Consider the following 14,716-nt stretch of genomic DNA (forward strand, 5'->3'; position numbering starts at 1 on the left):
CCCGGATCAGCTCGGGTAGCGCTCGAGCAGCGCCTTGCGCTGACGGTCGCCCAGGCCACGCAGGCGGCGGCTGGTCGCGATCTCCAGCTCCTCCATGATCTGCTGGGCACGGACCTTGCCGACGTTCGGCAGCGCCTCGAGCAGCGCCGAGACCTTCATCTTGCCGAGCACCTCGTCGGTCTCGGCCTTCTTCAGCACCTCCTCGAGGGTGGTGCCGCCGCGCTTGAGGCGGTCCTTCAGCTCGGCCCGGGCCCGGCGCGCGGCCGCAGCCTTCTCCAGCGCGGCGGCGCGCTGTTCCTCGGTCAGCTGGGGAAGGGCCACGGTTGGTTCCTCCGTACTTTCCTGTGTCGTTCTCGTCGTTCTCGCCGCCGTGATCCCGGCTCGCGCCGGGGTGTCGCGTCAGCGATCGGGCGGCGGGTCGCACCTACCCGTCCGGGGGACGTCCCGGCTGGTGCGATCGAACGTACCCACGACCTCCACGGAAGCGTCAATGGGGGTCCCACCTCCGGTTTCGGCCGTGCGGAGGTGATCAACGGCACGCCGGCGGTCCCGCCACACCACCGCCACCCGGCTCCGCCGGACGGCGGGTCGGCGCAGTGGGCGTGCCGGAGGTGCACCCCACCGACACGGTCGGGCGCGCCCGATCGACGTCCCGGTGCGCCGGGGGGCTCCCGACCGGCACGACGGACCGCCGGACGCCCTCCCGGCGCGTCCGGCGTCGCCGACGGCCACGGCCGCGGTCGGTGAGCGGACCGGTGCCGGACGTGGCACCGGTCCCCCGCACACCGACGTCGGCCGGTCCGGTTCAGTGCGATCCGGCGGTCGCCGAGGCCAGCTCCTCGCTCAGGGCGTGCGCGGCGTCACGCAGCGCGGACGGGTCGGGGCCCGCCCGGAGCACCCCGCGGGCCGACACCGGCAGCACCGGGCCCGTGGTGCCCGCGAACCGCGCCACCACGTCGGCCGGGCTCGCGCCCTGGGCGCCGAGCCCGGGCACCAGCACCGGACCGTTCAGCGCGCTCAGGTCCAGGCCGTGGTCGTGGGTGCCGCCGACGACGACCCCCACCGCCCCGCCGGGCTGTGCGCCGGCGTTGCGCGCGGCGGCCTCGTCGACCATCTGCTGGGCGACGGACACCCCGCCCGGCGCCGTGGCGCACTGCACCGCGGCACCGTCCGGGTTGGACGTCCGGGCCAGCACGAACACCCCGCGCCCGGCCTCGTCGGCCGCGGTCAGGGCCGGTTCCAGCGACCCGAACCCCAGGTAGGGCGACAACGTGAGCGCGTCAGCCCCGAGCGGCGCGCCGACGCGCAGGTAGGCGTCGGCGTAGCCGTCCATGGTGGAGCCGATGTCGCCGCGCTTGGCGTCGAGCAGGGTCAGGGTGCCCGTGCCCGCGTACCCGGCGAGCAGCCGCTCCAGCACCGCGACGCCCGCCGAGCCGTGCCGCTCGAAGAACGCCGACTGCGGCTTCACCACCGACACCGCCCCGGCGAACGCGGTGTGGCAGCGGTCGGCGAACGCGGCGAGGCCGTCGGCGTCGTCGGTGAGGTCCCAGGCCGCCAGCAGGGCCGGGTGCGGGTCGATCCCGACGCACAGCGGCCCGTGGGCGGCAACGGCCTCGCCGAGCCGGGCGGCGATGCTCACGCCTTGGCCTTCAGCGCCGCGTGCGCCTGCTGCAGCGACCGCACACCGAGCCCGCCCGAGGCGAGCGCCTCGATGCCCTGCACCGCGGCCGCGGTCCCCTGCACCGTGGTGATGCACGGGACACCGCGGGACACCGCGGCGGCGCGGATCTCGTAGCCGTCCACCCGCGGGCCGGGGTTCCCGACCGGGGTGTTGACGATCAGGTCGACGTCACCGGCGAGGATGGTGTCGACGATCGTGGGGGTGTCCGGGCCGGATCCCTCGCTGTGCTTGCGCACCACGGTGACGTCGATCCCGTTGCGGCGCAGCATCTCCGCGGTGCCCTCGGTGGCCAGGACCTGGAAGCCCATGTCGGCCAGGCGACGGATCGGGAAGACCATCGCCCGCTTGTCGCGGTCGGCGATCGACACGAACACCGTGCCCGAGGTGGGCAGCGAGCCGTAGGCGGCGGCCTGGGACTTGGCGAAGGCCGGACCGAAGGCGGAGTCGAAGCCCATGACCTCGCCGGTGGACTTCATCTCCGGGCCGAGCAGCGGGTCGACGCCCTGGCCCGCGGTGTTGCGGAACCGGTTGAACGGCAGCACCGCCTCCTTGACCGCGACCGGGGAGTCGGCGGGCAGCGCTCCGCCGTCGCCGGTGGCCGGGAGCAGGCCCTCGGCGCGCAGCTCGGCGATGGTGGCACCGAGCATGATCCGGGCGGCGGCCTTGGCCAGCGGCACCGACGTCGCCTTGGACACGAACGGCACCGTCCGCGACGCCCGCGGGTTGGCCTCCAGCACGTAGAGCACGTCGCCGTGCAGGGCGTACTGGACGTTGAGCAGCCCGCGCACGCCGACGCCGTGCGCGATGGCGGCGGTGGCCTCGCGGACCTTCGCCAGGACCGAGGAGCCCAGCGTGATCGGCGGCAGCGTGCAGGAGGAGTCACCGGAGTGGACCCCGGCCTCCTCGATGTGCTCCATGACCCCGCCGAGGTAGATCTCCTCACCGTCGCACAGGGCGTCGACGTCGATCTCGATGGCGTCGTCGAGGAACTTGTCGACCAGCACCGGGCGGTCCGGGGAGATGGTGGTGGCGCGGGCGATGTAGCCGGCCAGGGTCGCCTCGTCGTAGACGATCTCCATGCCGCGTCCACCGAGCACGTAGGACGGCCGCACGAGCACCGGGTAGCCGATCCGCGAGGCGATCCCCCTGGCCTGCTCGAAGGAGGTGGCCATGCCGAACTCCGGGGCGGGCAGGCCGGCCTTGTGCAGGACCTCGCCGAACGCGCCGCGGTCCTCGGCCAGGTCGATCGCGGCCGCGGACGTCCCGACGACCGGCACCCCGGCGTCGGTGAGGCGCTGGGCGAGCCCCAGCGGGGTCTGCCCGCCGAGCTGCACGATGACCCCGGCGACGGTGCCGGAGGCCTGCTCGGCGTGCACGACCTCCAGGACGTCCTCGAAGGTCAGCGGCTCGAAGTAGAGGCGGTCGGCGGTGTCGTAGTCGGTGGACACCGTCTCCGGGTTGCAGTTGACCATGACGGTCTCGAACCCGGCGGCGCGCAGCGCCATGACCGCGTGCACGCAGGAGTAGTCGAACTCGATGCCCTGCCCGATGCGGTTCGGGCCGGAGCCGAGGATCAGCACCTTCGGCTTCTCGGTCTGCGGGGCGATCTCCGACTCGGCCGCGGGGTCGGTCTCGTAGGCCGAGTAGTGGTAGGGCGTCTTCGCCGCGAACTCGGCGGCACAGGTGTCGACGGTCTTGTAGACCGGCCGGATGCCGAGGCGGTGGCGCAGGGTGCGCACGCCGTCCTCGCCGGCGAACTCGGGGCGCACGGCGGCGAGCTGGCGGTCGGACAGGCCGTGGCGCTTGGCCCGGCGCAGCAGGTCGGCGTCGAGGACGGGTGCGGCCTCGAGCTCGGCGCGGATCTCCCCCAGCAGCGCGATCTGGTCGACGAACCAGGGGTCGATGCCGGAGGCCTTGGCGACGTCGTCGACCGACTGGCCGCTGCGCAGGGCGCGCTCGACCTCGTAGATGCGGCCGTCGACCGGGACGGTGTACTCCGGCTCGCCCTCGGGGTCGGGGGCGGTCCAGAAACCGGCCCGGTCCCGCTCCATCGAGCGCAGTGCCTTGCCCAGCGCCTCGGGGAACGAGCGGCCCAGCGCCATCGCCTCGCCGACCGACTTCATGGTCGTGGTCAGCTCGGGGTCGGCGCCGGGGAACTTCTCGAAGGCGAACCGCGGGATCTTGACCGCGACGTAGTCCAGCGACGGCTCGAACGCGGCAATGGTCTCGCCGGTGATGTCGTTGCGGATCTCGTCGAGGGTGTAGCCGACGGCGAGCTTCGCGGCGATCTTGGCGATCGGGAAGCCGGTGGCCTTCGACGCCAGCGCGGAGGACCGCGAGACGCGCGGGTTCATCTCGATCACGACCAGGCGCCCGGTCTCGGGGTGGATCGCGAACTGGATGTTGCAGCCACCGGTGTCGACGCCGACGGCCCGCAGCACGGCGATGCCGACGTCGCGCATGTGCTGGTACTCGCGGTCGGTCAGCGTCATCGCCGGGGCGACGGTGATCGAGTCACCGGTGTGCACGCCCATCGGGTCGATGTTCTCGATCGAGCAGATGACGACCACGTTGTCGTGGTGGTCGCGCATGAGCTCGAGCTCGTACTCCTTCCAGCCGAGCACCGACTCCTCGATGAGGACCTCGGTGACCGGGGAGGCGTCGAGCCCGGCGCCGGCGAGGCGCTCCAGGTCCTGCGCCGAGTGCGCCATGCCCGAGCCGAGACCGCCCATGGTGAACGACGGCCGGATGACCACCGGCAGGCCGAGCTCGTCGGCGGCGGCGCGGACCTCCTCCATCGAGTGGCAGACCCGCGAGCGGGGGACGTCGCCGCCGACCCCGATGACGATGTCCTTGAACTTGAGCCGGTCCTCGCCGCGCTCGATGGCGTCGACGTCGGCGCCGATCAGCTCGACGCCGTGCCGCTCCAGGGCGCCGTTCTCGTGCAGCGCGATCGCGGTGTTGAGCGCGGTCTGCCCGCCCAGGGTCGCGAGCATCGCGGTGACCGGGGTGCCGTTGTCGCGCTCGGCGGCGATCACCTTCTCGACGAACTCCGGGGTGATCGGCTCGACGTAGGTGGCGTCGGCGAACTCCGGGTCGGTCATGATCGTCGCCGGGTTGGAGTTGACCAGCGAGACCCGGATGCCCTCGGCCTGCAGCACCCGGCACGCCTGGGTGCCGGAGTAGTCGAACTCGCAGGCCTGGCCGATCACGATCGGCCCGGAGCCGATCACCATGACGTGGTCGATGTCGTCGCGGCGGGGCATCAGTGGTCCTCCTGCCGGGCCTGGTCGTGCCGGTCCGGGTGCTGCGGGGTGGATGGGGCTGCGTGGGGCGGCGGCCACGGGCGGTCGTCGACGGGCCGGGCGCGGCCGGACACCGGGTCGGCGCCCGGTGCCGGGTCGGCCGGGACGTCCGCCGCGTCCGGGTCCGCGGTGGCGCCCGGGTGGGCGGGTGTGCCGCCGTCGCGGCGCAGCGCGTCCTCGATGTCGGAGAACGGCGCCGTCAGCGGGTCCGGGGGGGCGGGACGACCGAGGGCGGGCATCCGGCTGGTGGGCGGCTCGACCTCGTCGCGGCCGGAGACCGGGGTCCCGGTCGGCGGGGTGACGGGCAGCCGGGTGGTGTGCTCGTCGGCAGGATGCTCGACGGCCGCCGGGCCGGGCCGGACCCCGCCGTGCGGGACCTCCGGGCTGCCCGGCTCGAACCCGCCCGCGGCCGGGGCCGGGCCCGGTGACGGAGCGGGCGGGGTGGGCCGCAGGTCGACCGACGGGGCCGCGGTCGCCGACGGCGGCGTGGCCGGGTCGGGCTGGGCGGTCATCCCCGGCGCGGGCGCCGGCTCGGGCTCCGGCTCGGAGTCGGACACGGACTCGGACACGGGGTCGGACTCGGGCTGCGGGTACGGCGCGGGCGCGGTGCCCTCGGGCCGCTGCCCGGCGACGCCGGCGTAGCCGACCGGGTGCTCGGTCATGAGCGCGACGAACCGGTCGAACAGGTCCGCGGCGTCGTGCGGGCCCGCGGCGGCCTCGGGGTGGTACTGCACGGAGAAGGCGGGGAAGTCCAGCCCGGTCATGCCCTCGACGGTGTCGTCGTTGGGGCAGTAGTGGCTGATCTGCGCCCGGCCGTAGGGGGTGTCGAACTCCTCCCCCGGCGACCCGGCGACCGCGAACCCGTGGTTCTGCGAGGTGATCGCGATCCGCCCGGTGGCGTGCTCGACGACCGGGATGTTCACGCCGCGGTGGCCGTAGCGGAGCTTGTAGGTCTCGCGTCCCAGCGCGCGCCCCAGGATCTGGTTGCCGAAGCAGATGCCGAACAGCGGGATCCGGCGCTCCAGCACCTGCCGGGCCAGCGCGACCGGACCGTCCGCGGTGGCCGGGTCACCGGGGCCGTTGGCCAGGAAGAAGCCGTCCGGACGCAGCGACTCGACCGTCTCGATGGTGCTCGAGGCGGGCAGCACGTGCACCTCGATGCCGCGGGCGGCCATCATCCGCGGGGTGTTGAACTTGATGCCGACGTCGAGGGCGGCGACGACGAAGCGCCGCTCCCCCACCGCGGGCACCACGTAGGTCTCGGCGGTGGTCACGGCGCCGTAGAGGTCGGCGCCCTCCATCGGCGGGGACTGCCGCACCCGCTCGACGAGCTCGTCGTCCGGGGCGATCGCGTCGCCGGAGAAGATCCCGGCCCGCATGGCGCCGCGCTCACGCAGGTGGCGCACCGCGGCGCGGGTGTCGATCCCGGCGACGCCGACGACCCCCTGGGTGCGCAGCGCGTCCTCCAGGGTGCCGGTGGCCCGCCAGTTCGACGGCCGCCGGGCCGGGTCGCGCACGACGTAGCCGGCGACCTGGATGCCGGAGGACTCGTCGTCCTCGTCGTTCCAGCCGGTGTTGCCGATCTGCGGTGCGGTCTGCAGCACGATCTGTCGGTGGTACGACGGGTCGGTGAGGGTCTCCTGGTAGCCGGTCATGGCCGTGGTGAACACGGCCTCACCCAGGGTCTGCCCGGTGGCGCCGTAGGCCTCACCGCGGAAGATCCGCCCGTCCTCGAGAACCAAAAGCGCGGTCACTGCACAACCTTCCCGTCCTGCGCGGTGATGCGTCCCCGCAGCACCGTCGCGACCACCGTTCCGGGCAGCCGCATTCCCTCGTACGGCGTGTTCGCCGCCTTGCTCGCCAGCTCCGCTCCACGGACCGTCCAGACCCCGTCCGGGTCGACCAGCGCGAAGGTCGCCGGCTCCCCCTCCGCGATCGGACGGCCCTGGTCGGGCAGGTTCCCGATCTCCGCGGGGCGCTCCGAGAGCACCCGCGCGACGCCGTGCCAGTCCAGCAGGCCCGGCTCCACCATCGTCTCGACCAGCACCGACAGCGCGGTCTGCAGGCCGAGCATGCCCGGTTTCGCCGCCTGCCACTCGGTGTCCTTGTACTGCGCGGCGTGCGGGGCGTGGTCGGTCGCGACGACGTCGATCACGCCCTCGGCCAGTGCCTCGCGCATCGCGCGGGTGTCGTCGGCGGTGCGCAGCGGCGGGTTGACCTTGTTCACCGGGTCGTAGCCGGTCAGCCGGGAGTCGGTGAGCAGCAGGTGGTGCGGGGTGACCTCGGCCGACACCCGCACGCCCTGGGCCTTGGCCGCGCGCAGCACGTCGATCGTGCGGGCGGTGGAGATGTGGCAGACGTGCAGCCGCGCCCCGGCCTCGCGGGCCAGCGCGCAGTCCCGGGCGACGATCGTCTCCTCCGCCGTCGCGGGCCATCCGGCGAGCCCGAGCCGGGCCGCGACGGCGCCCTCGTGCGCCTGGGCGCCGCCGGTCAGGCGGTGGTCCTCGGCGTGCTGGGCGATGACGACGTCGAGCGCGGAGGCGTACTCCAGCGCCCGGCGCATGATCAGCGGGTCGTTCACGCAGCGGCCGTCGTCGGAGAACATCCGCACCGCGGCGCGGGAGGCGGCCATCGTGCCGAGCTCGGCGAGCTTCTCGCCGCCGAGGCCGACGGTGACCGCGCCGACCGGGTGCACGTCGACCAGCCCGATCTCCTCGCCGCGCCGGCGCACGTGCTCGACGACGACGTCGGAGTCGGCGACCGGGGTGGTGTTCGGCATCGCGAACAGGGCGGTGAACCCGCCGAGGGCGGCGGCCCGGCTGCCGGTCTCGATGGTCTCGGACTCCTCGCCGCCGGGCTCGCGCAGGTGCACGTGGAGGTCGACGAAGCCGGGCAGCAGCACGGCGCCGTCGGCGTCGAGGACCTCGGCGCCCTCGGGCGTGGTCAGCCCGGTTCCGATGGTGGCGACGACGCCGTCGGTGACGAGCACGTCGACCGGGTCCCCGCCGTAGGGCCGGGTGTTGCGGATCAGCAGGTCGGTCATTCGGGAGCTCCGGCGAGAAGGTGGTAGAGGACGGCCATCCGCACGTGCACGCCGTTGCGGACCTGGGCCAGGACGGCGGCGTTGGGGGCGTCGGCGACCGCGGGGGCGATCTCCATGCCGCGGATCATCGGGCCGGGGTGCAGGACGACCGCGTGGTCGGGCAGGAGCTTCGCGCGGTCCTCGGACAGCCCGAAGCGCACCGCGTACTCGCGCGCGGAGGGAAAGAAGCCGCCGTGCATCCGCTCGGACTGCACGCGCAGCATCATGACGGCGTCGAGCGCGGGCAGCTCGGCGTCGAGGGAGTGCGACACCCGGCACGGCCAGGACTCGACGCCGGTGGGCAGCAGCGTCGGCGGCGCGACGAGCACGACCTCGGCGCCGAGGGTCGCGAGCAGCAGCACGTTGGACCGCGCCACCCGCGAGTGCAGGACGTCGCCGACGATCCCGATCCGGCGCCCGGCGATGCCGCCGAGCCGGTCGCGCAGGGTCGCGGCGTCGAGCAGCGCCTGGGTGGGGTGCTCGTGGGTGCCGTCGCCGGCGTTCACGATCGCGGTGGGCGTGCCGGTGACCTCGCGGTCGGCATCGACCCAGTGCGCCAGCCGGTGCGCCGACCCCGACGCGGGGTGGCGCACGATCACGCAGTCCGCCCCCATCGACGACAGCGTCAGCGCGGTGTCGCGCAGCGACTCGCCCTTCGACACCGACGAGCCCGACGCCGACACGTTCACGGTGTCGGCGCTCATCCACTTGCCGGCGATCTCGAACGACACCCGGGTGCGGGTGGAGTTCTCGTAGAACATCGTGATGACCGTGCGGCCGCGCAGCGTCGGCAGCTTGCGCACCTCACGGCCGAGCAGCGCCTGACGCAGCCGGTCGGAAGTGTCGAGCAGCGCGGTGGCCTCGGCGGCGTCGAGGTCGGCGACCGAGAGCAGGTGCCTCACCTGTCCCCCTCTCCCTGGGTGATCCAGACGCCGTCGCCGCCGTCGATCTCGGTCAGCGAGACCAGGATCTGCTCCGAGCGCGACGTCGGGACGTTCTTGCCGACGTAGTCGGCGCGGATCGGGAGCTCCCGGTGGCCGCGGTCGATCAGCACGGCGAGCTGCACCGCGCGCGGGCGGCCCTCGTCGCGCAGGGCGTCGAGCGCGGCGCGGGTGGTGCGCCCGGACATGAGGACGTCGTCGACGAGTACGACGAGCCGGTCGTCGACACCGCCCTCGGGCACCGCGGTGGACTCCAGCGCACGGGCCGGGCCGCGGCGCAGGTCGTCGCGGTAGAGGGTGGCGTCGACCGAGCCGACCGCCGGTGCGGCGCCGGCGAAGTCGGTGATCGCGGCGGCGAGCCGGTGGGCCAGGTGCACGCCGCGGGTGGGGACGCCCATCAGCACGAGCCCGTCGGGGGCCTCGGCGCTGAACGCGGTCTTCTCGATGATCTGGTGCGCGATGCGCGCGACGGTGCGGGTGACGTCGGCGGCGGACAGCAGTTCCCGTGCGGGCTGCTGCGCGTCGGCGTCCCCGCGGCGGTTCTGCGCCACGAGGTGGTCTCCTTCCCCGCCTCACCGGACGGGTCTTAAAGGACGGTCGTGCAAGAGCTGTGCGTCAACCTATCAACCCGGCAGGTGCCGCGCGGGTCGGCCGCAGCGCGTCACAACGCGAGCCGCGCCACAACGGCACCACTCGTTTGAGGTCACGTTCCTGTCACGATGCGCGATGATCGACGGCCGGGCCGGACGGGACTTGCGATACCCGGTTCCGCCCAGGCGCACCCACAGGGGCGGGTGGCGGAGTCGGCGCCCGTACCCTGCGCTACCGCTGTCGAGGGACACGGACTGCCCCGTTCGTGTGGGAAACCGCTCGTCAACCCCCCGAGCAGGGGGTCGAGCTTGACCACGCCGGACCGGACCCGGAGGATTACTCTCCGTATCAATCAGCAATCACTCAGCATCAATCAGCACGCGTGCAGCAGCGCCGCGACGCACGGGACGGCCGGGAGGCCGGCCCCCCGCCGGAGCTGCCGCCCCGAACGGGACCACCCACAGGGGCGATGACGCGGCAGGCGCGACCACGCCACCGGTGCACCGCCGGTGACCGCCGGTCCGTCCTCACCGGCACGGACCGTCAGGAACGAGGAGATCGATGGGCGACTACGCCAAGGCGCTCGGGGGCAAGCTCCGGGCGATCAGGCAGCAACAGGGGCTCTCCCTGCACGGCGTCGAGCAGAAGTCGGGCGGACGCTGGAAGGCGGTCGTCGTGGGCTCCTACGAGCGCGGGGACCGTGCGGTCACCGTGCAGAAGCTGGCCGAGCTGGCCGCCTTCTACGGCGTCCCGGTGGCCGAGCTGCTCCCCGAGGGCCGCATCCCGTCCGGCAGCGAGCCCGCCACGAAGATCGTGATCAACCTGGAGCGGCTGCAGCAGCTGCCCGCGGACAAGGTGGGTCCGCTGGCCCGCTACGCCGCGGCCATCCAGAGCCAGCGCGGCGACTACAACGGCAAGGTGCTCTCGATCCGCGCCGAGGACCTGCGGTCGCTCGCGATCATCTACGACATGTCCCCCGGCGAGCTGACCGACCAGCTGATCGACTGGGGTGTCCTGCCTCCCGAGGCACGCCCCGGACAGCACGTGGGATGATCTGCCCCGCCGGCCGCGTCCCAGGGGAAGGGTGACGCGACCGGCACGACGGCGGCCGGGGTTTTCGCACAGTCCCCCGGCCGCCGTCCTCGTCCCGCGGTGCCCGGCCACCGCGCGCGGGGCCGGTGTGCCGCGCGGCGCACCTCACGGTGGGGTCGGCGCCGGCTGGTCACCGGTCGCGGCCCGGTGCGCCAGCATCGCCAGGTGCAGTCCGGTACGGACCTCCGCGTCACCGAGGTCCGCGCCGAGCACACGACGCAGCGTGTCGAGCCGCGCGTAGGCCCCGGCCCGGCTCAGGTGCAGCGAGCGGGCGAACACCGCCATCACCCCGTTGCAGTCCAGGTAGGACTCGAGCATGCGCAGCGTGTCCTCACGTCGTCCGTGGGGAAGCGCGAGGACCCGTCCGAGCTGTTCGTCGACGAAGGCGTGCAGTCGTACCTCGCCGCGCAGCTGCCACAGCAGCCTGCGGACACCGAGGTGCCGCCCGCGCGACACCCGGACCGCCTCACCGGGCCGCGTGGGCCGGGCGATCCCGGCGATCTGTTCGGCCTCGGTCAGGGCCTCGGCCAGCTCCCGCCATCGTCGCACCGGGGGCCCGAGCGCCAGGACGGCCACCGCACCCGCCCCGAGCTCGCTCGCCAACCGGTCGTCGACCCCGTCGCCCCCGTCGAGCAGAGCCACGACCAGGTTGCGGCGGACCCGTCCGACCAGGGCCGTTCGTTGGATGCGGTGCACCGCCGCGCCGAACTGCTCGACGAGCTCGGCATCGGGCCCGCCGTCCCCGCCACGCCCGCGGGCCATCAGCACCGCGATCTCCCCGGCCGGGCTGAAGCCGAGGGCCTGTGCCCTGGCCCCGACGGCCGCCTCGTCGCCGCCGTGTCCGCCGATGACGTCCCGGATCAGCCGCTCGACGGCCATCACCTCGAGCTCCTCGGCAGGCCCGCCCACCAGACGGGTGATCGTCACCGCCTCGGCCGCCCGTTCGAGGACCAGTGCCACGTCCTCGGCCTCGAACTGGTCGACCCGGGTGGGCACCACCAGACGTCCCCACCGGGCGCGGCGGAGCCCGACCGGGATGGCCATCCACCGTTCCGGCCCGCCCCGGATCGTGTCCGCCGCCGGCGGGACCTGCCGTGAGCGCGCCGTCCAGTCGCGCAGGATGTCCTCCGGTGCGGATGCGCCCGCGAACCCGATGACCCGGTGGGAGAGGTCCTCCAGCACGACCGCCCGGTCGACCAGCTCCGCGCAGCGAGCCAGGATCACCTCGACGGGGGCGCCCTCGACCCCCAGCGGTCCGAGCACCCGGTGTGCCCGGCGCGTCAGGTCCAGACGTGCGAACTGCTCGTGCATGACGCGGCCGTGCACGGCTTCGGTGATCTCCACGAAACGCACCGTCGACCGCAGCTCGACCAGGGGGAACCCCACGGAGCGGGCGTACTGCACCAGTTCCTCGGGCAGCCGCTCCACGTGCCGGCCCAGTTCCACCACCAGACCGACCGCCCCGCTGGCGCGCAACGAGTCGAGGTACCGGACGAGGTCGGTGCCCGCTTCGGACAGCACCACCCCGATCTGCAGGACCAGCTCGCCGCCGGTCAACGTTCCCGCCACGTCGGGGAGTTCGCTCACGTGCACCCAGCGCACCTCCGCCCCGAGAGCGGCCGAGCCGGCGCGCACGCGCGGCCGGCCCCGGAGCACCGAGGGGAGCTCCAGCACCTCCCGGAGGGACATCCGCACCGCCCCAACCTAGCCGGACCCCGACACAGTGACCATTCTTCGGCAGATCTGCCGACACAGTGACGGTCGTGGCACGACCGGTCCGGACACCACGATCCGTACGGCCCGCCGCGGTGGGCAACAGCGAACGGGGCCGAGCGACTCGCCCCGACGACCGCGGTGACGTCGTGCAGGTCGCTCTCCGGCTCGTCTGCGGGTAGACCGAGTCCGACGAGATGGAGCGGATCCGACGGCGGACGACCGGCGACGCCGCGTCCGTCGTCCGACCACGGCCCCGACACGGAAGAGGATCATGACGAGCACGCTGCAGAAGACGCTCCACCACTGGGTCGCGGGCACGCGGGTCGAGGGCAGCTCCGGGCGGACCTGCGAGGTCACCGACCCCGCCACCTGCGAGGTCACCGCGCACCTGCCCCTCGCGAGCGCCGACGAGGCCGCCGCGGTGATCGCCGCGGCGAAGGCCGCGTTCCCCGCCTGGCGCGACACCAGCCTCGCCAAGCGCACCCAGATCATGTTCCGCTTCCGCGAGCTGCTCGACGCCCGTGCCCCGGAGCTGGCCGCACTCATCACCGCCGAACACGGCAAGGTCCTCTCCGACGCCGCCGGCGAGGTCGCCCGCGGCCAGGAGGTCGTCGAGTTCGCCTGCGGCATGCCGCACCTGCTCAAGGGCTCGGCGACCGAGAACGCCTCCACCGGCGTCGACGTCCACTCGATCCGCCAGCCACTCGGCGTCGTCGGGATCATCAGCCCGTTCAACTTCCCGGCGATGGTCCCGATGTGGTTCTTCCCCATCGCGATCGCCACCGGCAACACCGTGGTGCTCAAGCCGTCGGAGAAGGTGCCCTCCGCGGCGCTCTGGCTCGCCGAGCTCTGGTCGGAAGCCGGCCTGCCCGACGGCGTGTTCAACGTCCTGCACGGCGACAGGACCGCCGTCGACACCCTGCTGACCAGCTCGGACGTCAAGTCGATCAGCTTCGTCGGCTCCACCCCGGTCGCCCGCCACGTCTACGAGACCGGCACCGCCCACGGCAAGCGCGTCCAGGCACTCGGCGGGGCGAAGAACCACATGGTCGTGCTGCCCGACGCCGACCTCGACCTCGCCGCCGACCAGGCCGTCAACGCCGGGTTCGGCTCCGCCGGCGAACGCTGCATGGCCGTGTCCGCGCTGGTGGCCGTCGGCGACGTCGCCGACACCCTCGTCGCGAAGATCGCCGACCGCGCCCGCAACCTGCGCACCGGTGACGGCCGCCGCTCCTGCGACATGGGGCCGCTCGTGACCCGGGCGGCCCAGGAGCGGGTGTCGGGCTACATCGACGCCGGCGAGTCCGAGGGCGCCACCGTCGTCGTCGACGGCAGGCAGGGCGAGTTCGACGCCGACGGGTCCGGCTTCTTCGTCGGCCCCACCCTGCTCGACCACGTCACCCCCGACATGAGCGTCTACACCGACGAGATCTTCGGCCCGGTGCTGTCGGTGGTGCGCGTCGCGACCTACACCGACGCCGTGGAGCTGATCAACGCCAACCCCTACGGCAACGGCACCGCGATCTTCACCAACGACGGCGGCGCCGCCCGCCGCTTCCAGAACGAGGTCGAGGTCGGCATGATCGGCGTCAACGTCCCGGTCCCCGTCCCGATGGCCTACTACAGCTTCGGCGGCTGGAAGAACTCCCTGTTCGGCGACACCCACGCCCACGGCACCGAGGGCGTGCACTTCTTCACCCGTGCCAAGGTCGTCACCACCCGCTGGCTCGACCCCAGCCACGCGGGGCTGAACCTCGGCTTCCCCACGAACACCTGAGAGGCCCCACCGTGCGGATCGCACCGCGGTCACGCCCGGGTCCCGGGGCGGCGGGGACGCGGCCACCGTCCGCCCGGGACCGCGCGGGCACCGGCACCGAGCGGCCGGGGCCTACAGGGTGGCGCGCAGGTGCTCGGCGATGTCGGAGATCTGGCCCAGCACCCCGTTGACGTAGCGCGGGGAGTCGTCGGTCGACAGCGTCCGGGCCAGCTCGACGGCCTCGGTGATCGCGACCGGGTCGTCGACGTCGTCGACCCACAGCAGCTCGTAGATCCCGAGCCGCAGCAGGCCGCGGTCGACCGCGGGCATCCGGTCGACGTCCCAGCCCTCGGCGTGCTCGGCGATCAGCTGGTCGATCCGCTCCTGGTGGGTGGCGACGCCCTCGACGAGCCGCGCCGCGTAGTCCTGGACGGGCGGCGCGTCGTCGGTCTCGCGGCGCGCGGTGAGCACGGACAGCGCGTCCTCACCGCGGGCCTCGGCCTCGAACAGGATGTCCAGTGCCCGCTTACGGGCCTTGGTGCGTGCGCGCAC

General features: G+C 73.6%; 10 protein-coding genes and 1 pseudogene. 2 read left to right on the forward strand and 9 right to left on the reverse strand.

Annotated features, from left to right (window positions below):
• Nucleotides 1-6 precede the first annotated feature (6 nt).
• The 7 genes and pseudogenes from mihF to pyrR all read right to left on the reverse strand — a co-directional run bounded on the left by mihF (nt 7) and on the right by pyrR (nt 9,560).
• Nucleotides 7-321: an integration host factor, actinobacterial type gene (gene mihF, locus Ae331Ps2_RS25255; protein ID WP_020627642.1), complete on the reverse strand. Its 315-nt coding sequence runs from the start codon at nt 319-321 to the stop codon at nt 7-9.
• Nucleotides 322-805: 484 nt separating this feature from the next.
• Complete coding sequence (pyrF, locus tag Ae331Ps2_RS25260) at nt 806-1,639, reverse strand: orotidine-5'-phosphate decarboxylase (RefSeq protein ID WP_075306092.1); 834 nt, start codon at nt 1,637-1,639, stop codon at nt 806-808.
• Nucleotides 1,636-4,947, reverse strand: a complete 3,312-nt coding sequence (carB, locus tag Ae331Ps2_RS25265) for a carbamoyl-phosphate synthase large subunit (RefSeq protein ID WP_075306090.1) — start codon at nt 4,945-4,947, stop codon at nt 1,636-1,638. The genes pyrF and carB overlap by 4 nt, the downstream gene beginning before the upstream one ends.
• 698 nt (nt 4,948-5,645) lie before the next feature.
• Nucleotides 5,646-6,740, reverse strand: a pseudogene (carA, locus tag Ae331Ps2_RS33610) (glutamine-hydrolyzing carbamoyl-phosphate synthase small subunit); the annotation flags it as partial.
• Nucleotides 6,737-8,029, reverse strand: coding sequence for a dihydroorotase (locus tag Ae331Ps2_RS32765; RefSeq protein WP_075306088.1), 1,293 nt, complete (start codon nt 8,027-8,029; stop codon nt 6,737-6,739). The pseudogene carA and the gene Ae331Ps2_RS32765, both read right to left, overlap by 4 nt.
• Entirely contained in the window at nt 8,026-8,970 is a 945-nt protein-coding gene (locus Ae331Ps2_RS25280) for an aspartate carbamoyltransferase catalytic subunit (RefSeq protein WP_075306086.1), read from the reverse strand. Before Ae331Ps2_RS25280 ends, Ae331Ps2_RS32765 begins: the two co-directional genes overlap by 4 nt.
• Nucleotides 8,967-9,560: a bifunctional pyr operon transcriptional regulator/uracil phosphoribosyltransferase PyrR gene (gene pyrR / locus Ae331Ps2_RS25285; RefSeq protein ID WP_020625789.1), complete on the reverse strand. Its 594-nt coding sequence runs from the start codon at nt 9,558-9,560 to the stop codon at nt 8,967-8,969. The genes Ae331Ps2_RS25280 and pyrR overlap by 4 nt, the downstream gene beginning before the upstream one ends.
• Before the next feature lie 601 nt (nt 9,561-10,161).
• Here pyrR and Ae331Ps2_RS25290 point away from each other — a divergent pair.
• Complete coding sequence (locus tag Ae331Ps2_RS25290) at nt 10,162-10,653, forward strand: transcriptional regulator (RefSeq protein WP_075306085.1); 492 nt, start codon at nt 10,162-10,164, stop codon at nt 10,651-10,653.
• Nucleotides 10,654-10,797: 144 nt separating this feature from the next.
• Here the strand turns inward: Ae331Ps2_RS25290 and Ae331Ps2_RS25295 are convergent, their stop codons facing one another.
• Complete coding sequence (locus Ae331Ps2_RS25295) at nt 10,798-12,381, reverse strand: PucR family transcriptional regulator (protein ID WP_075311715.1); 1,584 nt, start codon at nt 12,379-12,381, stop codon at nt 10,798-10,800.
• Nucleotides 12,382-12,679: 298 nt separating this feature from the next.
• On the opposite strand from Ae331Ps2_RS25295, the gene Ae331Ps2_RS25300 reads away from it, so the two are divergent.
• On the forward strand, nt 12,680-14,185 hold the full coding sequence (locus Ae331Ps2_RS25300; RefSeq protein ID WP_075306084.1) for a CoA-acylating methylmalonate-semialdehyde dehydrogenase: 1,506 nt from the start codon (nt 12,680-12,682) through the stop codon (nt 14,183-14,185).
• A 111-nt stretch (nt 14,186-14,296) separates the two neighbouring features.
• Here the strand turns inward: Ae331Ps2_RS25300 and nusB are convergent, their stop codons facing one another.
• Nucleotides 14,297-14,716: a transcription antitermination factor NusB gene (gene nusB / locus Ae331Ps2_RS25305; protein WP_020625793.1), complete on the reverse strand. Its 420-nt coding sequence runs from the start codon at nt 14,714-14,716 to the stop codon at nt 14,297-14,299.

This window comes from Pseudonocardia sp. Ae331_Ps2, from assembly GCF_001932405.1.
Taxonomy (GTDB): Bacteria; Actinomycetota; Actinomycetes; order Mycobacteriales; family Pseudonocardiaceae; genus Pseudonocardia.